This window comes from Dyadobacter sp. HNCC25DJ186 (assembly GCF_056895235.1).
Map to the genome: position 1 here is coordinate 266,739 of NZ_JBXHAS010000007.1, position 19,565 is coordinate 286,303.

At 41.1% G+C, this 19,565-nt stretch carries 18 protein-coding genes; 10 read left to right on the plus strand and 8 right to left on the minus strand.

Translation table 11 applies throughout. The features are described 5' to 3' along the window. Window positions 1-13: 13 nt before the first annotated feature. Together AC1XUO_RS21030 and AC1XUO_RS21035 are read left to right on the plus strand one after the other, a co-directional pair. Complete coding sequence (locus AC1XUO_RS21030) at window positions 14-904, plus strand: trypsin-like peptidase domain-containing protein (protein ID WP_483331741.1); 891 nt, start codon at window positions 14-16, stop codon at window positions 902-904. 49 nt (window positions 905-953) lie between these two features. Continuing rightward, a complete protein-coding gene (locus AC1XUO_RS21035; protein ID WP_483331742.1) occupies window positions 954-1,778 on the plus strand; it encodes a phytanoyl-CoA dioxygenase family protein in 825 nt (274 codons plus the stop codon). 17 nt (window positions 1,779-1,795) lie between these two features. Here the strand turns inward: AC1XUO_RS21035 and AC1XUO_RS21040 are convergent, their stop codons facing one another. Beyond that, window positions 1,796-2,491 carry a YjjG family noncanonical pyrimidine nucleotidase gene (locus AC1XUO_RS21040; protein ID WP_483331743.1) on the minus strand — a complete coding sequence of 232 codons (696 nt, stop codon included), beginning with the start codon at window positions 2,489-2,491 and terminating at the stop codon, window positions 1,796-1,798. Window positions 2,492-2,868: 377 nt separating this feature from the next. Here AC1XUO_RS21040 and AC1XUO_RS21045 point away from each other — a divergent pair, with 377 nt between their 5' ends. The 4 genes from AC1XUO_RS21045 to AC1XUO_RS21060 all read left to right on the plus strand — a co-directional run bounded on the left by AC1XUO_RS21045 (window position 2,869) and on the right by AC1XUO_RS21060 (window position 5,450). After that, window positions 2,869-3,468: an RNA polymerase sigma factor gene (locus AC1XUO_RS21045; protein WP_090340234.1), complete on the plus strand. Its 600-nt coding sequence runs from the start codon at window positions 2,869-2,871 to the stop codon at window positions 3,466-3,468. Next, window positions 3,443-3,694, plus strand: coding sequence for a hypothetical protein (locus tag AC1XUO_RS21050; RefSeq protein ID WP_483331744.1), 252 nt, complete (start codon window positions 3,443-3,445; stop codon window positions 3,692-3,694). Before AC1XUO_RS21045 ends, AC1XUO_RS21050 begins: the two co-directional genes overlap by 26 nt. A gap of 134 nt (window positions 3,695-3,828) precedes the next feature. Next, window positions 3,829-4,473 (plus strand): endonuclease III, encoded by a 645-nt coding sequence (gene nth / locus AC1XUO_RS21055; RefSeq protein WP_483331745.1) that lies wholly within the window; start codon window positions 3,829-3,831, stop codon window positions 4,471-4,473. A 101-nt stretch (window positions 4,474-4,574) separates the two neighbouring features. Further along, window positions 4,575-5,450, plus strand: coding sequence for an FKBP-type peptidyl-prolyl cis-trans isomerase (locus AC1XUO_RS21060; RefSeq protein WP_483331746.1), 876 nt, complete (start codon window positions 4,575-4,577; stop codon window positions 5,448-5,450). Between the two features lie 59 nt (window positions 5,451-5,509). Here the strand turns inward: AC1XUO_RS21060 and AC1XUO_RS21065 are convergent, their stop codons facing one another. Genes AC1XUO_RS21065 through AC1XUO_RS21080 form a run of 4 tightly spaced genes read right to left on the minus strand, consistent with a single transcriptional unit; the run spans window position 5,510 to window position 10,332 of the window. Next, window positions 5,510-6,628: a DegT/DnrJ/EryC1/StrS family aminotransferase gene (locus AC1XUO_RS21065; protein ID WP_483331747.1), complete on the minus strand. Its 1,119-nt coding sequence runs from the start codon at window positions 6,626-6,628 to the stop codon at window positions 5,510-5,512. Further along, a complete protein-coding gene (locus AC1XUO_RS21070) occupies window positions 6,625-7,224 on the minus strand; it encodes an acetyltransferase (protein WP_483331749.1) in 600 nt (199 codons plus the stop codon). Before AC1XUO_RS21070 ends, AC1XUO_RS21065 begins: the two co-directional genes overlap by 4 nt. A gap of 41 nt (window positions 7,225-7,265) precedes the next feature. Beyond that, window positions 7,266-7,865 (minus strand): sugar transferase, encoded by a 600-nt coding sequence (locus tag AC1XUO_RS21075; protein ID WP_483331750.1) that lies wholly within the window; start codon window positions 7,863-7,865, stop codon window positions 7,266-7,268. A 58-nt stretch (window positions 7,866-7,923) separates the two neighbouring features. Then, window positions 7,924-10,332 carry an alpha-ketoacid dehydrogenase subunit alpha/beta gene (locus AC1XUO_RS21080; RefSeq protein WP_483331751.1) on the minus strand — a complete coding sequence of 803 codons (2,409 nt, stop codon included), beginning with the start codon at window positions 10,330-10,332 and terminating at the stop codon, window positions 7,924-7,926. 208 nt (window positions 10,333-10,540) lie between these two features. Between AC1XUO_RS21080 and AC1XUO_RS21085 the strand changes: the two genes are divergently transcribed. After that, complete coding sequence (locus AC1XUO_RS21085) at window positions 10,541-10,936, plus strand: DUF1573 domain-containing protein (RefSeq protein ID WP_090340212.1); 396 nt, start codon at window positions 10,541-10,543, stop codon at window positions 10,934-10,936. A 143-nt stretch (window positions 10,937-11,079) separates the two neighbouring features. On the opposite strand, the gene AC1XUO_RS21090 is transcribed toward AC1XUO_RS21085, so the two are convergent. After that, window positions 11,080-13,977, minus strand: a complete 2,898-nt coding sequence (locus tag AC1XUO_RS21090; RefSeq protein ID WP_483331752.1) for a putative LPS assembly protein LptD — start codon at window positions 13,975-13,977, stop codon at window positions 11,080-11,082. A 75-nt stretch (window positions 13,978-14,052) separates the two neighbouring features. Between AC1XUO_RS21090 and AC1XUO_RS21095 the strand changes: the two genes are divergently transcribed. The 3 genes from AC1XUO_RS21095 to AC1XUO_RS21105 all read left to right on the plus strand — a co-directional run bounded on the left by AC1XUO_RS21095 (window position 14,053) and on the right by AC1XUO_RS21105 (window position 17,695). Next, on the plus strand, window positions 14,053-14,850 hold the full coding sequence (locus tag AC1XUO_RS21095; protein ID WP_483331753.1) for an N-acetylmuramoyl-L-alanine amidase family protein: 798 nt from the start codon (window positions 14,053-14,055) through the stop codon (window positions 14,848-14,850). A gap of 124 nt (window positions 14,851-14,974) precedes the next feature. Further along, window positions 14,975-15,943 (plus strand): MlaD family protein, encoded by a 969-nt coding sequence (locus tag AC1XUO_RS21100; protein WP_483331754.1) that lies wholly within the window; start codon window positions 14,975-14,977, stop codon window positions 15,941-15,943. Window positions 15,944-16,081: 138 nt separating this feature from the next. Further along, a complete protein-coding gene (locus tag AC1XUO_RS21105; RefSeq protein ID WP_483331755.1) occupies window positions 16,082-17,695 on the plus strand; it encodes an acyl-CoA carboxylase subunit beta in 1,614 nt (537 codons plus the stop codon). Between the two features lie 97 nt (window positions 17,696-17,792). On the opposite strand, the gene AC1XUO_RS21110 is transcribed toward AC1XUO_RS21105, so the two are convergent. After that, window positions 17,793-18,083, minus strand: coding sequence for a hypothetical protein (locus AC1XUO_RS21110; protein WP_483331756.1), 291 nt, complete (start codon window positions 18,081-18,083; stop codon window positions 17,793-17,795). A gap of 68 nt (window positions 18,084-18,151) precedes the next feature. Next, complete coding sequence (locus AC1XUO_RS21115; protein WP_483331757.1) at window positions 18,152-19,516, minus strand: M24 family metallopeptidase; 1,365 nt, start codon at window positions 19,514-19,516, stop codon at window positions 18,152-18,154. Between the last annotated feature and the right edge of the window lie 49 nt (window positions 19,517-19,565).

Below are 19,565 nucleotides of genomic sequence, written 5' to 3' on the forward strand. Positions count from 1 at the left end.
TAGTTTAAAAGTTATGTTTGTTGAAGCTATTGAAGCGGTAGATCAGTTTACCCGCCCTGTTCATTTCATTGCCCGTTATTATGGCGGCAGTGATATTATCCCCGGTACCGGCACACTCTTTTTCGTTAATGAAAACGGTTATGCCATCACATGCAGACATATCGCCCAGCAGATCCTGCACGCCAACCATATCTATGAAAATTACCTTAAATTTAAAGGTGAATTAAGGCGTTTCGAGCGTGATCCCAGCTACGAAACGCAGCGGCAATTTCTGGAAGGAAAATATAAAATTAACGGAGACGCTCCGATCCGCATCCTCTTCAATTTTATTAGCTGCGTGGATGCTTATAAAAGTCTGAAGATTCATCTGCACCCTTCCCAGGATCTTGCTGTAATTCAGTTTAAAGATTATGATGTTAAGTTATATCAGGGATATGCACATTTTTTGAAAGATACGAGAGCCGTGAAGCAAGGCCGGTATTTATGTCGTCTGGGTTATCCATTTCCGGAATTCACGAATTATCATTTGAATAAAACGACCAATGATATTGAATGGACGAAAGATGGACGTATAAACACACCTAGTTTTCCTATTGATGGTATTATTACCCGGCATATTGGTGGTGAAAATAATGGTGTGACAGGAATTGAAATGAGCACGCCCGGTCTTCGCGGGCAAAGTGGTGGTCCTCTTTTTGATACCAATGGTATTATTTACGGCCTGCAAAGTGCTACCAGGCATCTTCACCTGGGATTTGACCAGGTCAACCGTGAAGTAATCACAGACGGACACCGTAAAAGAGTCTCGAATTACCCATTTTTAAATGTCGGGCAATGTGTCCACGTTGATGTGATCAAAAGTTTTCTCCGGGAAAAGAAAATTGATTTTTACGAAATTGACTGACCGGTAGTTTTTTATGGTCGGGTACTTTTTATAAAAACATCAATCAGACATGGCGGTTTTAGATAGAGAGTATATCAGGAAGGAGCTCGCAGAGGTTTATGAACTACCGGCTGACGCAATCGCGTTTTATAATGAGTTTGGATACATAAAACTTAAAAATGTTTTGAGTGCTGACGCACTGGAATATTACAGCGAACTCATTACAGACCTTGTTTTCAAATTAAACAAGCTGACTAAGCCGATGGAAGAGCGGACAACCTATGAACGTGCGTTCTTACAGATTATGAATTTATGGCGGGAAGATGGAGAAGTTAAAGAATTCGTTTTCTCAAAGCGCCTCGCAAAAATAGCCGCCGATTTGATGCAGGTGCAAGGCGTGAGACTTTATCATGACCAGGCATTATATAAAGAATCTTCGGGAGGAATAACGCCTTGGCATGCCGACCAGTTTTACTGGCCTTTGTCGTCACCAAAGACGGTTACTGTCTGGATACCGCTTCAAAAAACTTCAATGGAAATGGGGCCGCTGGCATTTGCTGAAAAAAGCCACACCGTTGAAATTGGACGCGATCTGGAAATCAGCGATGAAAGCGAGGCCTTAATGACTGAACAATTAAAACAATTTGCTGTGAATGAAACTCCTTTTGATCTGGGAGAGGTCAGTTTTCATGCTGGCTGGTTATTTCACCGCGCCGGAGCTAATGCGTCCGGAAAGGCGCGAAAAGTAATGACGATGATTTATATGGATAAAGATCAGCACATAACCGAGCCTCGCAATACCTATCAGCAGGCAGATTGGCAGGTCTGGCTTTCATCGAAACCTATTGGCGGACCGGCTGACGGACCTTTAAATCCTTTACTTTTTACCTATTAACACGAGTTTGAAAGTGATCAAAAAATCACTTTCAATTCTTCCAATCGCCGGATGTCGTATGTCGGAGTCTCGTCAAAGATAAGTCCGCCGGGGTTGACATAAACTGTGTCCAATCCGAATTGTTTGGCTCCCAATACATCTGCAATCCAATTATCGCCGATCATGATACTTTCTTCCGGCAATGCGCCGGAGACTTTCAGCGCATAAGCAAAAATTTTAGGATCTGGCTTCTTGGCGTTAGCGTTTTCGAAAGTTACTATGTTTTGAAAAAAATGGCTGATACCGGAGCTTGCGATTTTCTTACCTTGAATATCATTGAAGCCGTTTGTAACAATGTGAAGATTATAGCCCTTATCAGAAACGTAATCAAGCAGTTCCAGCGCGCCTTCCAGCAAATGCTTCTTATAGGGAAGTGTTTGCAAATAAATTTCACCAATTGCCTCATGATTTTCGGGGCAAGAAACACCCAGTTCTTCAAAAACCATCTTAAACCTGTTCTCTCGTATATAGGTGTGGTGAATCAGACCGCGGTCAAATTTATCCCAAAGTTCTGTGTTGATTCTTAAAAATGACTGCACGAAATGGTCAAGCGACGTAATTCCGTGTCTTGTTAAATTGGAATTATGGAATATATCCGTTAAAGATTCTGAACTGTTTCGCTCAAAATCCCAAAGCGTGTGGTCAAGATCAAAAAAAAGATGTCTGTATTTCATAAAATTTTATGCGCGCATTACTCCTGCAAAAGTCGGAAAATTAATTCTGAAAATTTTTATTTCATTTTTATACTAAATGATCTGAAAGGATGTACGTCATCGTATATTATTTGATAAGTTCAATTATTTGCATCAATAAGTATAGGGTTTTTAAGTCATATCTGTAAATCCCCTTTTTTGTTAATTACTTGTTAACAGTTGTTAATTAGAAATAAATTAGAAAAAAAAGGAGTGCAAACATTTGCAAATCAATTGTCAAATCCATTTCTTTGATTAATATAATTCAAAATACTGTTAAATCACATTATTTCACACTTAACAAGAAAGGAGAAACAATATAGACGAACTGCTCTACGTTAACTAAATCGAATAGTAAAATGGAGAAAGTCCAAGTTAGCGACAGTGAGTTGGTAACATTGTATATTCGTGGTAATGAGAAGGCCTTTGAAAAGCTGGTTCAACGCCATAAGTCAAGAATTTATACGACTATTTATCTGATTGTCAAGGACCAATATGTAGCCGAAGATTTATTGCAGGATACATTTATTAAAGCAGTTGACACTATAAAGTCAGGTAGATATAACGATGAAGGTAAATTTTTGCCTTGGATTATACGGATCGCACACAACCTAGCCATTGATTATTTCAGACGCGATAAACGCTACCCCAATGTAGTGTTCGAAGATGGGAGCAGTGTATTTAATACATTGGACTTCTCGGAGGATTCCGTTGAGTCAATCCAGATTCGGCAAGAGACGCACGAGCAGCTGAGGGAAATGATCCAACGGCTACCGGATGTACAGAAGCAGGTTCTGATCATGCGCCATTACGAGGACATGAGTTTTCAGGAAATTGCTGATGCGACAGGTGTGAGTATTAATACGGCATTGGGTCGTATGCGTTACGCGTTGATAAATTTGCGCAAGCAATTCAGCCAACGTACCCCGCAGTATGACAAAAACTTTTACTTACGATGATGTTGTTAGGTATCTTTATGCCGAAACTACACAAAACGAAAATGATTCCATCGCCGAGGCTCTGACACTCGATGACGATTTAATGAACTTTTATCTGGATTCCCTTGAAATCAAGGATCAGATGAACAAGATCGTACGAACTCCGTCCGACCGTTCTGTCCAGAAGATACTTCATTTTTCACGACAATATTCACAGAAACAATCTGCAACTGCGTTTTCCTGTTAGGAACGTTATGTAGATTGTTTCTCTGTTTTTAGTCGGGCCTTTCAGATCTTTTCTGAAACAGGTATTGTGTGTCTTCAAAATCTTGAAGACACACAATACCTTATTGTCCAATTTTGCCAGTCTCCATTAATTTTATGAACCGAAAAGAACGTTTCAGGGCATTTTTAGAATATTTTACAACGAATTTTCCTGAACCTGAAACAGAGCTGCATTATACTAATCCGTATGAATTATTGGTTGCAGTGATCCTGTCTGCACAATGTACAGATAAAAGGATCAATATGGTCACGCCCGCATTGTTCGAGCGTTTTCCTGATCCGGAATCATTAGCCGCATCCAATGCAGAAGAGGTTTTCACGTACATCAGGTCAATTTCTTATCCAAACAATAAAAGCAAACATCTGGTCGGTATGGCAAGATTGCTGACCAGTAAATTTAATTCGGAAATTCCTGCTTCAATTTCGGAGCTTCAGGAGTTGCCGGGTGTTGGCCGCAAGACAGCCAATGTAATTGCGTCGGTGATTTTTAACCAGCCTGCGATGGCCGTTGACACACATGTATATCGCGTGTCACGCCGTCTTGGATTAGTGCCGTCTACCGCCACAACGCCCCTGGCAGTAGAAAAAGGATTGATGCGCCATATTCCAAAGGAACTGGTTCCAAAAGCACATCATTGGCTTATTTTACACGGCCGGTATATTTGTCTTGCACGAACGCCAAAATGTAATGTTTGCCCGCTGACTTCTTTTTGTCTGTACTTCGAAAAAATGAAAATTTAAATTTTTTTAAGAAGTCTTCCAACCATTTTCGCTCGTACCAAGTCTATACAGATATATTGAAAATATATTGATGAATAACCGTTAAAAACTCAGGTAACAAAATGAAGAGTACATTTCTAAAATTGGGTCTGTTGGCAGCTGTGGTCGTGGGTATGGTGGCCTGTAATGATTCTGTTCAAAATGATGACGAAGCGAAAATCGTTGAAAACGAGCAGCAGATTGAAAAATATTTAGCTGATAGTGCAATTACGGCAATACGTGATTCCTCTGGTTTGTATTATGTGGTAAAAAAGTCAAATCCGACTGGTGCTAAACCCAAATCAGAAGAAGCTGTTACTATTAATTTCAATGCTTATCTATTGAACGGGACTAAAATTTGGTCGTCAGAAAATACAAATAAGTATCCGTTCATGCGACCGTATGGTCTAGGTTTTTTCTTGAGAGGCGTTGAAAGGGGGCTAAACTTGATTCGGACAGGAGAGTCTGCAACTTTTTACATGCCATTTTACCTGGCGTTCGGATCGTTTGCATACGATAATATTCCTGCCTATTCTGTAATCAAGATGAATGTTGAGTTCGTAAGTAGTCGCACAGAAGTGAAGCAGATTGACGATTTTATTCAGCAAAAACAATTTCCTGTGTCAGAAAGAAGTGCTGATAACTTGGTTATAGTTCGAACAAATACTGTGACGGGCGACACGATTGGATCCGGAAAATCGGTCACAGTTAATTATAAAGGCAAATTCCTGACAGATGAAATATTTGATAAGGGCGAGCTACCACTTACGTTTACCACAGGTACCAACAGGGTTGTCCCAGGGTTTGATCGGGCAATTCGTAAAATGAGAAAAGGCGAAAAGGCAATCATTATATTCCCTTCTGCTCTTGGGTATGGCAAGAACGGTGGAAAAGACGGTTATGGTAATTTCGTGGTTTACCCATACACTCCTATTCAATTCGAAATTGAAGTTAAATAACTTTGACAAAATTTTTGGTGCCTTGATGAGCCTGTCTTCGTCAAGGCACTTTTCATTTACTACAAGGTTATTATATTTAAAATTCGGGAAATATCTTCGTCACTCAAACCAGATCCCGATGGTAAGCATAGTCCCAACTCAAAAAACCGTTCAGAAATATTTCCTCCAAAATAAGGTGCTCTTCTGAATACAGGCTGTAAATGAAGCGGCTTCCATAAAGGCCTTGATTCAATATTTTCTTTTAACAAAGCCAAACGAACACTTTCGCGGGTCATTCCATTTGATACTAGTGGATCAATCAGGATACAGCTCAGCCATCGATTGGAGAAACTGTGCTTTGCTTCATTTTGGAAAGATATTCCAGGTAAGTTTTTAAGTGCCCGCTGGTAAAATTCAAAATTCGAACGGCGTTGTCTTACTCTTTCATTAATTAATTCTAGCTGCGCCCTGCCTATTCCCGCACAAACATTGCTCAAACGATAATTATATCCAATTTCTGAGTGTTGGTAATGCGGAGCTTCATCCTTCGCCTGGGTGGCAAGAAATTTCGCTTTTGAAATAAAGGACTCATTATCTGATAAAATGGCTCCGCCGCCGGAAGTTGTAATGATCTTGTTTCCATTGAAGGAAAGAATACTCAATGTTCCAAATGATCCCAATTTTCTGCCTTTGTACATTGCCCCCAAAGCTTCTGCAGCATCTTCAACAAATGGGATTTCGTATTTATGGCAGATCGATAATATCTCGTCCAGCTGGACCGGCATACCATAGATATGCACGCCGATAATGGCTTTGGGCTTTTTGCCGCGATGGATATAATGTTTAACGGCACTTTCCAAAACGTCCGGACACATATTCCAGCTTGACATTTCGCTATCAACAAACACCGGTATTGCTCCCAAATAAATGATCGGGTTTGCACTGGCAGCGAAGGTAAAAGTCGGGCAAATGACAATGTCGCCAGGTCCGACATCCAGGATTTTCAAAGCGAGATGTAAGGCAGCTGTGCCGGACGACAGTGCTGCTGCGTGCCCAACGCCAACGTATTCGCATAAAGATTGCTCAAAGGCCTCAATATGCGGCCCTGCGGGAGCGAGATAGTTGCTGTCCAATGCTTCCTGTATGTATTTCAACTCATTCCCGCTTGGATGTGGCGGTGATAACCAGATTTTCTTCATCTTTTATATGAAATAATTCTGGCCGGATTGCCGCGGACAATCATTCCATCCGCGATATTTTTGGTAACGACACTTCCGGCAGATATCACGCAATTTTTGCCAATTAATAAACCAGGAATTACAATACTTCCGATACCGATCAATGTATTTTCGCCAACGGTAACATTTCCACCAAGCACAACACCCGGGGCGATATGAACGAAATCTTCGATGTGACAATCATGATCCACAGAAGAAGATGTGTTAATAATGACATGTTTTCCAATCACTGAATCTGCTTGCACGACGGAGTTTTGCATCATGCAGCTGCCAACTCCCATTTGCGCAGTACCATCCAAAACAGCAGATGTATGAATTATTTTCCCGAAGTTATGCAGAATTTGTGCCGCTAATCGCCTTCGGATGAAATTATCACCTACGGCAATTATCAGCTTTTCATCCCGGAAAAAATCAGGTTGATAACCGTTTGTTACCGGAATTTCGAGAAGATAATTTTTCAAAATATTATCATCAAAAATGACCTCTATTTTGTGACCACCCGCTTTTAAAATTGAAATGATCACTTTTGCGTGTCCACCTGCGCCGTATACAAGCATAATTTAGTTGTTGAGAAAATGAGAAGATTATGCTTGTCAGCTTAACCGGTGAATTTTCCAAATACCTGATTTTCGTTTGAAATAATCTGCCTGGTGGAAAAAATAGTTCGAAAAGTTAAAGACAAAATAGTCATGTCGGTTCGTAGCGATATGTTTTCGACGTACCACAAATCATGGTCAAATTTTTCTTCCCAGCTGATTGAATTTCTGCCATTAACCTGTGCCCATCCTGTGATTCCGGGTTTTACTGCATGTCTCCCCGATTGAATTTTGGTGTAAAGTGGTAAATATTCCGGAAGTAATGGCCGCGGCCCAATAAGACTCATATCACCAATCAAGACATTCCAGAGTTGCGGCAGTTCGTCCAGAGAAGTTTGACGAAGAAATTTGCCTGGTGTTGTTAATCTTTGAGAATCCGGGAGCGGGATACCATTTTCGTCATTCAAATCCCTCATCGTTTTGAATTTGATGATTCGAAATATCTTTCCGTTTAAGCCCGGCCTGTATTGAAAAAAGAAAGGGTTTGTCTGACTAAAAAAATAAATGAGCAGGATCAAAAAAAGAAAAAGCGGAGACAGGATGATTAGTCCTGCCGCCGCTATAATCACATCTATGAACCTTTTACCAAAATTTTTATACATGTCAGAATTTATTAAGATGAATTAATAAATTTCAGACAAGCAATTTTCAATGAATCAATTAATACAAAGTTGGAAAATGGGATGGATCCGTTTCGTGCATCATGCCATAAGTCACTTCAACAATATCATCCATATTAGGTTTTGTGAAATAATCACCATCAGAACCATACGGAGGACGGTGTGGTTTTGCTGAAATCGTCACCGGAGCGGAATCAAGCCATCGGTAAGCATTTTGCTTTTCCAAAACTTGCTGCATCATATAGGCCGAAGCACTTCCAGGAACATCTTCATCAGCAAAAATTACACGGTTTGTTTTCTTAATTGATTCTAAAATCCGGTTGTTGATATCGAATGGCAATAATGTTTGCACATCAATGACTTCGATTTCAATTCCCAGATTATATAATTGCGTTGCTGCCTCCATCACTATACGGCACATGGAGCCATAAGTAACGACAGTAACATCTTTTCCTTCGCGAATAATCTCCGGCTCGCCAAGCGGAATACAAATTTCCCCGATATTATCCGGGAGCATTTCCTTCTGACGGTAAGCGTTAAGCGGTTCAACGACCAAAGCCGGATCGTCTCCTTTCATTAAGGTATTATAAAATCCGGCAGCCTGAGTAAAGTTTCTCGGGACAATGATGTGCATACCACGAACGCTGCTGAGCATTGTGCCCATCGGAGAACCCGAGTGCCAGATTCCTTCCAGACGGTGACCTCGTGTACGGATAATCAACGGTGCTTTTTGTCCACCGGCAGTACGATATCGAAGGCTTGCAAGGTCATCCGTGAGCGTCGCCAGAGCATAATAGATATAATCAAAATACTGGATTTCAACAATCGGGCGTAGACCCCTCATAGCCATACCAATTCCCTGACCGATAATCGTTGTTTCACGAATTCCGGTATCAGTAATTCTCAAATCGCCGAATTTTTCCTGTAATCCTGCCAGTCCCTGATTTACGTCACCAATCATTCCGACGTCTTCTCCAATCGCGACAACGCGTGGGTCACGGGCAAATAAGGCACTAAAATAAGATCGGATCACTTCACGGCCGTCGACGGTCAGACTTTCGTCTGAAAAAACAGGATTGACCGGAGTAATATTCAGAGGAGATAAATCAGATTCGCTGTATAGCTGCGAATTATAGCGTTGCGCATTTTCTTTAAGCGCATTTTGAAGCCATTCTTGTAAAACCACTCTCGAAGGCGTATTTTCATTACGAACCGTCCGAAGTGCTTTTCTTACACTGACAACGTTATCGCGCCGTACGGGATAATATGTTTTGCTTAGTTCCGAAGCAATGCCGGATAATTCCTCTGAAAAAATACTTTCTTTCGCCGCAGTTTCGAGGAGTCCGATGGTTTGCTGATGTTCTGCGTCGAGGTCTTTTCGGTAAGCTTTCCAGGCAAGGTTGCGCGATTCTCTGGCCGTTTCTTTCGCATCATTTTCAATGCGTTCCAGCTCTTCGTCCGTTGCATAGCCATTGTTCAGAATCCAGGTACGGAAATGGGCGTTGCAATCACGTTCATTTTCCCAGTGGAGTCGCTGTTTGGATTTATATCTTTCATGCGAGCCGGAGGAAGAATGCCCTTGCGGCTGCGTTAGTTCGGTCACGTGGATTAAAACGGGCACTTGTTCGGTTCTGCATAATTCCGCCGCTTTCTGGTATGTTTCAATCAGAACCGGGTAATCCCAACCCTTCACTGTAATGATTTCAAGACCGGCTTCCTCTTCATTTCTTTGTAAACCACCCAGCGCTTTGGAAATGCTCGATTTTGTAGTTTGGTATTCAATCGGTACAGAAATACCATATCCATCATCCCAAACAGACATTAGCAAAGGAATTTGTAAAACTCCTGCTGCGTTCATCGATTCCCAAAACATACCCTGAGACGTAGATGCATCACCGATCGTAGCAAAAACAATCTCATTTCCTTTGTCAGAAAATGTTGTTAAATTTTGAATGTCTTTGTTAGCACGATAAAGTTTCGAGGCGTACGCCAAACCTACTGCCCGGGGAATTTGCCCGGCTGTCGGCGATATGTCACAAACGGAATTGAAAAGTTTTGTCTGGTCAAGCCAATGGCCATTTTCATCCAGCCAGCGGGTTGAAAAGTGACCGTTCATCGAGCGGCCACCCGTATGTGGTTCATGCTCCAAATCAGCGTGCGCGTACATTTGAGCAAAAAACTGCCGCCAGGTTAAATTTCCCAGATAGGCTTCAACAGTCTGGTCTCTATAATATCCTGAACGAAAATCTCCTAACTTGAAAGCCCTTGCCATCGCAATCTGAGCCACTTCTTTCCCATCTCCGAAGATCCCGAATTTGGACCGGCCACCCATTGTATCCTTTCTCCCCAACAAGCTTACCTGCCGACTTTCACAAGCCAGGCGGTAGTCGTCTGTTATATTTTCTTTATTCAAAACACTGGTACCGGTCAAACTATCATTTAGAAGCATAAGCAAACGTTACGGGTTGAAACCGTAGTTAAGTTACATTTTTTTATAATGCACGCCAAAATTATGCAGGAAAATAATAATCATAACAATGAATCATAATAAGTTTAAAAGCATTGTTAACATACGTTAATGTTTACTAAATTTCGTTTTAATAAATTAATCTTGTTATTTAAATCAATTTCACACAATTAACAATACCACTACAACTATGAAAGTATTCTTTTCAGCGCTGGTTTTACTTGTTGGTTTGACCACAGTTAGTTTTGCTCAGAAAGGTGTTTTGAAGTTCAAAGAAGAAACACATAAATTTGGTAAAGTGCCACAAGGCGTTCCTGTAACGAACGAATTCGTATTTACAAATACTGGTACTGACCCTGTTGTGATTTCTAACGTAACGGTTTCTTGCGGATGTACAACGCCTGTTTGGTCGAAAGCACCTGTATTGCCAGGAAAAACTGGAATTATCAAAGCAACTTTTAATGCTGCTGCTGCTGGTTCTTTCAACAAGCCTGTAACTGTTTTCAGTAACACAGAAGGTGGATCTATTACTTTGTATTTGAATGGAGAAGTTGTTGCCAAAGACGCAAAAGCTTCAACGAAGTAATATTTCTTTAAAAACATTATGATGAAGCCGGCCCGGAGGGTCGGCTTTTCGTTTTTACCGAATTAAAAAAACGGAATTCACGACTCCAAAGGCCAATTTCATTCGGATGCTAAAAGCCAACAGCTAAACACTAAAAGCCCAAATTAGTATGCTGCACGATCCTGGAATGAACGTCTTCTGGTAAGTTTCAAGTCCTGAAGAATACTCGATTTTACTTTCAGCAGAAAGTTGTAATTGCTCACACGCGAAGCACTTCCGGCAAAAGGTGTCCAGCTGAAACTCATATCCCAGCAATGAAGATCCCGGTAAAGTGTCAGTGTTGTGATAGAAGGTTTGAATGCTGTGAAGTCAAAACCTGTGGTTACGCTGATTTTAAAATTAGTTGATAAACTTAAATCACCTGTTGCATTAATGGTCTGGATCAGCTGTGCGTTAGACAAACCAGGTTTGGTAAGTCCAAAGTTGTAATTAAGAGACACATTCCAGGGAATGCTAAAATCAACGTACAGGTCGGCATTTCGCTGTATAAATTCTTTCTGGTCTTCTGTTGCCGTGGTATTTGGCCCGGGCGTAACTCTTTGCTTATCCTTGCCTTTTGGAGAAAAACTCGTCCCCAGCGTAAAACCTAAATTTTGAAGATTCGCCAGTCCCTGTCCTTTTGTTATCGCAAACTGATTTATTTTATATCCTGTTTGGTTAGCCGATCTTACCGTCGGATCCAGCACATAGGCATAAGGATCGAGGTTTGCGTTGAAGTTCAGGTTAAGATTTTTCCCAATTCTTGCATTCGCGTTGACTGTGATATTGGAAAGATTAAGAGAATCAGCCATTAAGTTGTAATTACCTCCAAAACTAAGGTTATCCAGCAAAGAGACTTTTTCAAACTGCGCGGCCGCTGTATCACTTTTTGATTTCAGTTTCATCTCAAACGAGTTGTTCAGACTGAATGAAATGACACTGGAAGCTCTTCCGTTGCCAACACCATTTCCAACCCCACGATAGCGGGATAATTTCTGGGTTTCACCAAGTTCATTGATTTGTACAGTCTGATAAAAACCGTAGTTGTCGCCGGTAAAATCAGGAGTATAGCTATATGAAAGCGTTGGGATTACGGTATGGCGAATTGCTTCAAGGCGTTTTCCCCGTACAAAAAAAGTACCATAAAAACGCGTATTCATACCTGCACCAAAGGAATAGGCATATTCGTTGCCTACTTTATTGATGGTGTCAATACGAACTGTATTACCTCCACGGTAAGAGTATTGATATTGTTTGGTATAGACCTGGCCCGTTAATGATAGACTTGGCGTCAGGTTTATAAAATTTAATATTTTAAAGTTTGGCAGTGAGATCGGTAAGCTGTAACGTCCTGTAAACTGCGCATCTTTTGCGAACTGCGGTAAATTGTCAAGGTTAAAAGGAAGGACAGTCGGCAGTGCATTACCCGCCGTATCTATCGTTGCTCTCAGTTGATTATCCACCCGGAAACCCAGGCGTGAATAAGTAGTATCAATCGAAGTAAGCGAGTTTGTTAATGTATAGTTTCCACTAAAATCCAGCCCCAGACGGAAACTGTCATACCACCTGGCGCGACCACCATTTAATGCAAAAGGAGCAATCTGGTTTACCCCAAAACTGAAATCAGAAGAAATGTTGGTTGTTCCGCCTTCACGTCGCTGTGTTGTAGGATTTATCTGTCCAAAATTTTGATTCACACGTAAACTCGCAGCAGCACGCATATATTGTCCCAAAGTTCTGTTGTATTGTACCGACGAACTTGCTACGTTAGAAATATATCTGGACGTGTTTTGTTCCTGCAACTGGTTATAACTATTGCTGCTGACATTAACGTTTGCAGAAAAAGTCGAGTTGCCGCGTGGCTTTGGCGCGTGTGACCATACCAAACTAAAATCATTCGTTCCACCTACACCTACAAGATTCTGGATTTCGTCACTTGATCTGTTTTTGTTGAAGCGGAAGGAAAAATTTCCTGTATACTGATAACGTCTTGAATAAGAAGTGGCCAATCCCAATCCCCAACTTCCTGTTGAATAAATTTGACCCGTTACCGAAGCGTTGATATATTCACTGATCGCAAAATAATATCCCCCGTCACGAAGATAAAATCCACGGCCGTTCGGTTCTTGTCCGTAGGTAGGGAAAATGATACCGGAAGTTCCTGCTTCCTTCTTTTTGGGGAAGGGGAAAAAACCGAATGGTATGACAATTGGAAGCGGTACATCTGCAATCACCAGATTGAAAGGCCCTGAAACCACCGATTTTTTGTCCACCATTTTTATCTTTGGTGCATTGATATAAAAGTGCGGGTGTGTTAGATTACAAGTTGTGTAAATAGATTTTTGAATGTAAAAATTACCCTCAGTATCCTTTTTGACGCGGTCTCCCCTTACATTTCCATCGCCCTGCTGCGTGACGATTCCCCGGATAATCGCTTTTTTAGATTTAAAATTGTACCGGATTTCCTTTGTGTTGTACATTTCCGGCCCATCCTGGAATATCGGTTCGCCGATCATTTTCTTGCTCGTCGAATCATAATCTCCATGCGCCATCACCTCATTCGTTACCCAATTCAGACGGATATAATTTGCTTTTAGGTTAATCGTGCCATAATTCACCTCCGCGTTACCATAGAGATGGACCTGTTTGAGCACAACATCCATGATTGTAGAATCTTCAGCAGTATATTTAACAACGTTTTGGAGGTCGTCCGGATTAGAAGTAGTATCAGTTGCAGCAGAATCAGCAAAGGCAATACCGTTTCTAAGTCCCAGGGAATCCAGGGCTGTCGAATCGCTATTTATTAAAGTATCGGCAACGGCAACGATGTCGCCGGCTGCCTTTAGTACCAAAGCAGGTTTCTCTGCTGCCGTAGGCGCAGAAGATTTAGTCTTGGCTTTCGACTTAAGAGGATCTTTACCGGATCGTTTTGTGCGTTGCTGGACACATGCCATTGTGCCAAATATTAAAAACGCAACAAGTCCTAACGATATAATAATCGCCTTTTTTTTCAGTTCTAACAAATAGAGTATTTTTGCATAACGAATGTCAAAATTAGCAGAGAAACTCCTAAAGAATAACGCCGTAACTAAAAAATAATGTTAAAAGTTCTTAAAATCTTAATTGCAACGAGTTGTTTGACCCTCAGTCTCGCTTTTGCCTTCAAAGAAATACCAGCTTCTGCCAAAGTACAAAGCAAGGTTAATGTAGTCGTTATTGATGCCGGTCACGGAGGTCATGACATAGGAACCCGCGGCCGGAAGGCGAAAGAAGCCCATGTTGCATTAAAAATAGCCTTGGCTCTGGGGAAAAAAATTAAAGGAGATTCACCTGATGTCAGGGTTCTTTATACCCGGGATTCTGACGAATTTATTGAATTGGCTGAGCGTTCTGCTTTTGCCAACAGGAACAATGCCGACCTGTTTATTTCAATTCATTGCAATTCTACACCGAATTCCCGCTCGGTTAGAGGAACTGAGACGTACGTGATGGGGTTACACAAGACAAGCGGTAATCTGGATGTTGCGAAACGGGAGAACTCGGTAATTTTAAAGGAAACAAATTACAAGCAAAAATATAAAGGTTTTGACCCGGACTCTCCCTTAGCGCATATTATGCTTGCCAATTATCAGAGTGCTTTTATTTCAAGCAGTTTACGCTTTGCTGACAATGTTGAAAGGAAATTTCAATCTGTTTCTGACCGTTCAAGCCGTGGCGTAAAACAAGCAGGATTTCTGGTATTATGGAGGACAACAATGCCGAGTGTTTTGATTGAAACCGGATTTTTATCTACCCCCGAAGAAGAAGAGTATTTGAATTCTGAAGAAGGACAAGATGAAGTCGCACAGTCAATCCTGGAAGCGTTTAAGGTGTATAAAAAACAGATGGATAATTAAGATTCCAATATTAAAAACACGTTATGGTATTAATTTCATAACCTTTTTTGAAGATCAATTTTTGTAAACTTTTATATTATTTTGAGCTTAGGACGTAAGTCGCGGGCTGTTTAATACTCACTTCATGAAGCTATCTAAAGAAGCAAAAGTCGGGTTAATGGCTGTTTTGGCAATGGTGTTGTTATATTTTGGTTTTCATATCCTAAAAGGCTCCGACGTATTTTCAAGAACCTATAAATACTACGTGATTTATGATAATATCGACGGACTTACAGCATCAAATCCTGTTTTATTGAATGGTCTGAATGTAGGGCGTGTTCAGGAAATAAAACTATTACAAGACCAGAAGAATCATTTGCTGGTAACGCTGGACGTACAAAAAGGTATTGTTCTTCCGAAAGGAACGACTGCGCTGCTTGCTGATGGCGGTTTATTGGGAGGCAAGGTGATCCATTTATCAATCGGTAGTTCATCTGTAAATTTACAGGATAATGATACGCTTATTGGAAAGCGTGAGGCCGGAATCTCTGCACTTTTACAGGAAAAAGCTTTGCCGCTTGTAACACATGCAGACTCATTGGTGCTAAATCTTTCAGCGGTTGCTGAGGGTTTTGAAGAAACCGGAAAGATTCTTAACCAGATGATACGGAACTATGATCAGACAGGAAATGAAGTTCAGGGACTTGTGACTGAAAACCGTAAAAATCTTTTGGTGATGACTTCTAATCTGAGTAAATTGTCAACATCGTTAGTTGAAACTGAAAAAGGCCTGAAGCCACTTCTGGACAAAACAGGGTCGCTTGCCGATTCACTTAATGCCTTGCGCCTGGGAGAAACCGTTCAAAATGCAAACCGGACCATATCCGAACTCCACAAGCTGCTGGCCAGTGTAGAATCAGGAAAAGGGACTGCAGGAAAGCTTATCAAAGATGAAACGCTTTATAATAATCTTAACAGCACGATGGTTAGTCTTAATAAATTAATGACTAATTTACGCGAACATCCAAAACGTTACGTTCATCTTTCAGTTTTTGGGAAAAAAGACAAGGGTCCGTCTGAATCGCCGTTGGATACGACAACCAAAATCAAGTAGAAGTTACAATTTAAGGTTCAAATATAGAGAAGGTCGTTTGCATCAGCAGACGACTTTTTTGCTTTTGATAGCAAAGGTTCCGGGAAATTTCTATCTTGAAATTGAAATAATGATGTTTCAAATACATTTCATCAAGTTATGGCAATTCAGGAAAACACACGACAGCTTATTGAAAATCTTAACGAACGGTATGAAAAAGTAAAACTGGGCGGAGGACTGAAAAAGATTGAGACTCATCATAAAAAAGGCAAACTGACAGCGCGGGAGCGCATAGATTATTTAATTGATGAAGATTCGTACTTCCTGGAAATCGGTGCTTTTGCAGGTGACGGCATGTATGAAGAAGACGGTGGTTGTCCATCGGGTGGCGTCGTCGCCGGGATCGGATATATTTCCGGCAAACAGTGTGTGATTGTGGCCAATGATGCAACTGTCAAAGCCGGAGCATGGTTTCCGATTACCGCGAAGAAAAATTTACGGGCGCAGGAAATTTCGATGGAAAATCTTTTGCCTATTATTTATCTGGTCGACAGTGCCGGCGTTTACCTCCCTATGCAAGCAGAAGTTTTTGCAGATAAAGAACATTTCGGAAGAATTTTCAGAAATAATGCAAAAATGTCAGCCATGGGAATTGTGCAGATATCCGCGATTATGGGCAGCTGTGTTGCCGGTGGCGCTTATTTGCCGATTATGTCCGACGAGGCTATGATCGTGGAAGGAACAGGATCCGTATTTCTTGCCGGGCCTTATCTGGTAAAATCATCTGTTGGAGAAGATGTGGACGCAGAAACATTAGGCGGGGCTGCTATGCATTGCGAAATTTCCGGTGTTACTGATAACAAATATCCGGATGACAAATCTTGCCTTGATGCGATCAAAAGACATATTGATAAAATCGGACAGTCATCCGTAGCTGGTTTTGACCGGAAAACGACGATTACGCCCGCCAGATTTCCTGAGGATATTTATGATATTCTACCTGTCGACAGGCTCAAACCTTACGACATGAAACAGATTCTGGAATGCATTGTGGATGCTTCCGAACTGGACGAATACAAACCTGATTATGGTAAAACAATTATTTGCGCTTACGCAAGGATTGAAGGCTGGGCCGTTGGTATTGTAGCAAATCAGCGGAAAATGGTGAAATCAGGAAAAGGGGAAATGCAGATGGGCGGCGTGATTTATGGAGAATCTGCTGACAAGGCTGCAAGATTTATCATGAATTGTAATCAGAAAAAAATCCCATTGGTTTTCTTTCATGATGTGACCGGTTTTATGGTCGGAAGTCGGGCGGAACAAGGGGGCATTATTAAAGATGGGGCAAAAATGGTCAATGCGGTAGCGAATTCCGTGGTACCTAAATTCACCTTTATCGTGGGCAATTCGTATGGAGCCGGCAATTATGCCATGTGTGGAAAAGCTTATGACCCAAGATTAATTTTTTCCTGGCCAACGGCACAAATGGCAGTCATGAGTGGTGCGACGGCTGCAAAAACACTGGTTCAAATTCAGACGGCAACTTTGAAATCGCAAGGGAAAGAAATTACGGCCGAAGCAGAACAAGAGTTATTAAGTCAGATTACAGATCGTTATAATGAAGAATTATCGCCATACTACGCCGCAGCCAGACTTTGGGTTGATGGAATTATTGATCCGATTGAAACCCGGAAAATAATTTCGGTCGGTATTGAAGCTGCCAATCATGCACCAATCAAAGAGACTTTTAACGTCGGGGTTATTCAGGTTTAAGTAAGCAAAATAAGTTGTTAGGACAAAAAAGAGAGGTCAGCATCTACAAATGCTGACCTCTCTTCATTATGCCATGAAGGCTATTTTTTTAACTACCTTATGATTGCTCTCTGATTTCAAGAAGCATATCATCTGTAATTTTGTTAGTTTCTTTAAAGTCTGAAACTTTCTCAGTAAATGAAACGTGTAACGCTTCAATATTTTCAAGATTTTTGTAGGCACCGTCATAAATTTCAGTCAGTGAGGCATCCAGACCCTCAGCGTTAACATTCATATTTTCGGTTTCTACCTGACCAATTTTTTTGATAACGGCCGTTTCACTATTTTTCAAATCTTCGATTTCGCGAAGAATTTTTTCCATTGCTTTATACTTCTCAATCTTATCCATAATTCGCAAGTTATTGTTTGATAGTGATATTGTTAAAATATCGTACCAAACCTAAACCGGGAAATGGGCTATTTCCCCAGATTGTTCGATAATCTTGGAATAACAAAAATTTCTTTTTGCCTTCCGTTGATAAATCTAAAACCGGTTTTATCAAAATAACCATCCTCTTCCAGCATCACACGTATGGACTTATTCCATTCGTCAATTTTAACGGCTGCATTTAATTCGATCGAGTAAGCAGTATTCTCATAAAGTGGATAATCTCCCGGACCTTTCACCCCTTTTTGCTGATCCCACAATCCAATCGTCGGTCCGGCAGCATGGCCGTGTGATCCAATCGGATGGGTATAGATAGATCCGTTTATTCCCTCCTTTTCTGCCTGGGCTAAGGCATCCAGAAGAATTTGGTTGCCCGTTTTTCCGGATTTAAATTGGGAAACCAGAATATCCTGAAGACGATTTCCGGTAGCAAATGCTTTCCTTAAATATTCTGGAACTACTGTTTCGTTTGGTTTAAGGATATAAGCATGTTGCTGCTGATCCGTATTAAGTCGCAGATAGGTTATTCCAAAATCACAGTGCAGTAAATCTCCTGGTAAAATCACCTGATTTCCCGGGCGTTTTGAAAATGTTCTTAAATGGTCAAATTTCTGGTCACCTGCGCGCTGAATATCAATGGTCGGATGAAACCAGGTTTCCAATCCGAGGTCCGTAACGCGTTGTCTTAAAAACCAGACAACATCATCAATCGTCGTTATTCCAGGCTGTATCACTTTTTCTGAAAAAGCCTCTTCAATAATTTGATGAGAAATCCGGCAGATCATCGGGTAGATAACCATTTCTTTCTCTGTTCTTGTTTCCAGCCAGCCGACGGCCAGTTTTTCTGCTGAGACAATTTTTGATTGAAATTCATTTGGAAGTTTTTGAAGGAATTCTTCGTGTTCGTTATAAGTCAGACCGTCTGCATGCCCATAATTTTTGGAAAAATTTAAACCAATTTTCTTTGGATTTTTTTCTTTGATCACTTTTGCCAGCGCATCCCACTGATCCGGATTTGAACTTATATCCCATTCTCCTTTCAATAATGTTCCAACGTCATATCTTGCAATCGCCAGTTTATCAAGCGGTTTCCCCGGTCCAGGATCGAAAAATACCATAACCGTCCGTCTGCGAGCCGAAAGCCACGTGCTCGGTAGCATCGTTTTCATCACCGGATCCTCGTTGTATTCTCTCGAAATAATGACCCACATATCAATTCCCTCCCGCCGCATCAAAGTTGGAAGTAAATTTTCAATCCTGTCTTCCAGAATATCATCAATGGCAATGGCGCGTTCTCTTTCGGGAAGAATTACCGGGACAGACTGGGAAAAAGCGGTATTTGAAAAGAGAAAAATAATTAGGAAGATCAACAGAATAGAAGAAGTCCGGGACATTGACAATAATGAAGTTAGGTAGATGATTGAACAATATAATAAATGTTGC

Bases quoted from the DNA above. Each gene is read 5' to 3' on its own strand.
- AC1XUO_RS21110 (WP_483331756.1), bottom strand. From the start codon at position 18,083: ATGGATAAGATTGAGAAGTATAAAGCAATGGAAAAAATTCTTCGCGAA.
- AC1XUO_RS21040 (WP_483331743.1), bottom strand. From the start codon at position 2,491: ATGAAATACAGACATCTTTTTTTTGATCTTGACCACACGCTTTGGGAT.
- nth (WP_483331745.1), top strand. From the start codon at position 3,829: ATGAACCGAAAAGAACGTTTCAGGGCATTTTTAGAATATTTTACAACG.
- AC1XUO_RS21100 (WP_483331754.1), top strand. From the start codon at position 14,975: ATGAAGCTATCTAAAGAAGCAAAAGTCGGGTTAATGGCTGTTTTGGCA.
- AC1XUO_RS21095 (WP_483331753.1), top strand. From the start codon at position 14,053: ATGTTAAAAGTTCTTAAAATCTTAATTGCAACGAGTTGTTTGACCCTC.
- AC1XUO_RS21030 (WP_483331741.1), top strand. From the start codon at position 14: ATGTTTGTTGAAGCTATTGAAGCGGTAGATCAGTTTACCCGCCCTGTT.
- AC1XUO_RS21045 (WP_090340234.1), top strand. From the start codon at position 2,869: ATGGAGAAAGTCCAAGTTAGCGACAGTGAGTTGGTAACATTGTATATT.
- AC1XUO_RS21070 (WP_483331749.1), bottom strand. From the start codon at position 7,224: ATGCTTGTATACGGCGCAGGTGGACACGCAAAAGTGATCATTTCAATT.
- AC1XUO_RS21065 (WP_483331747.1), bottom strand. From the start codon at position 6,628: ATGAAGAAAATCTGGTTATCACCGCCACATCCAAGCGGGAATGAGTTG.
- AC1XUO_RS21050 (WP_483331744.1), top strand. From the start codon at position 3,443: ATGACAAAAACTTTTACTTACGATGATGTTGTTAGGTATCTTTATGCC.
- AC1XUO_RS21060 (WP_483331746.1), top strand. From the start codon at position 4,575: ATGAAGAGTACATTTCTAAAATTGGGTCTGTTGGCAGCTGTGGTCGTG.
- AC1XUO_RS21080 (WP_483331751.1), bottom strand. From the start codon at position 10,332: ATGCTTCTAAATGATAGTTTGACCGGTACCAGTGTTTTGAATAAAGAA.
- AC1XUO_RS21105 (WP_483331755.1), top strand. From the start codon at position 16,082: ATGGCAATTCAGGAAAACACACGACAGCTTATTGAAAATCTTAACGAA.
- AC1XUO_RS21115 (WP_483331757.1), bottom strand. From the start codon at position 19,516: ATGTCCCGGACTTCTTCTATTCTGTTGATCTTCCTAATTATTTTTCTC.
- AC1XUO_RS21075 (WP_483331750.1), bottom strand. From the start codon at position 7,865: ATGTATAAAAATTTTGGTAAAAGGTTCATAGATGTGATTATAGCGGCG.
- AC1XUO_RS21085 (WP_090340212.1), top strand. From the start codon at position 10,541: ATGAAAGTATTCTTTTCAGCGCTGGTTTTACTTGTTGGTTTGACCACA.
- AC1XUO_RS21035 (WP_483331742.1), top strand. From the start codon at position 954: ATGGCGGTTTTAGATAGAGAGTATATCAGGAAGGAGCTCGCAGAGGTT.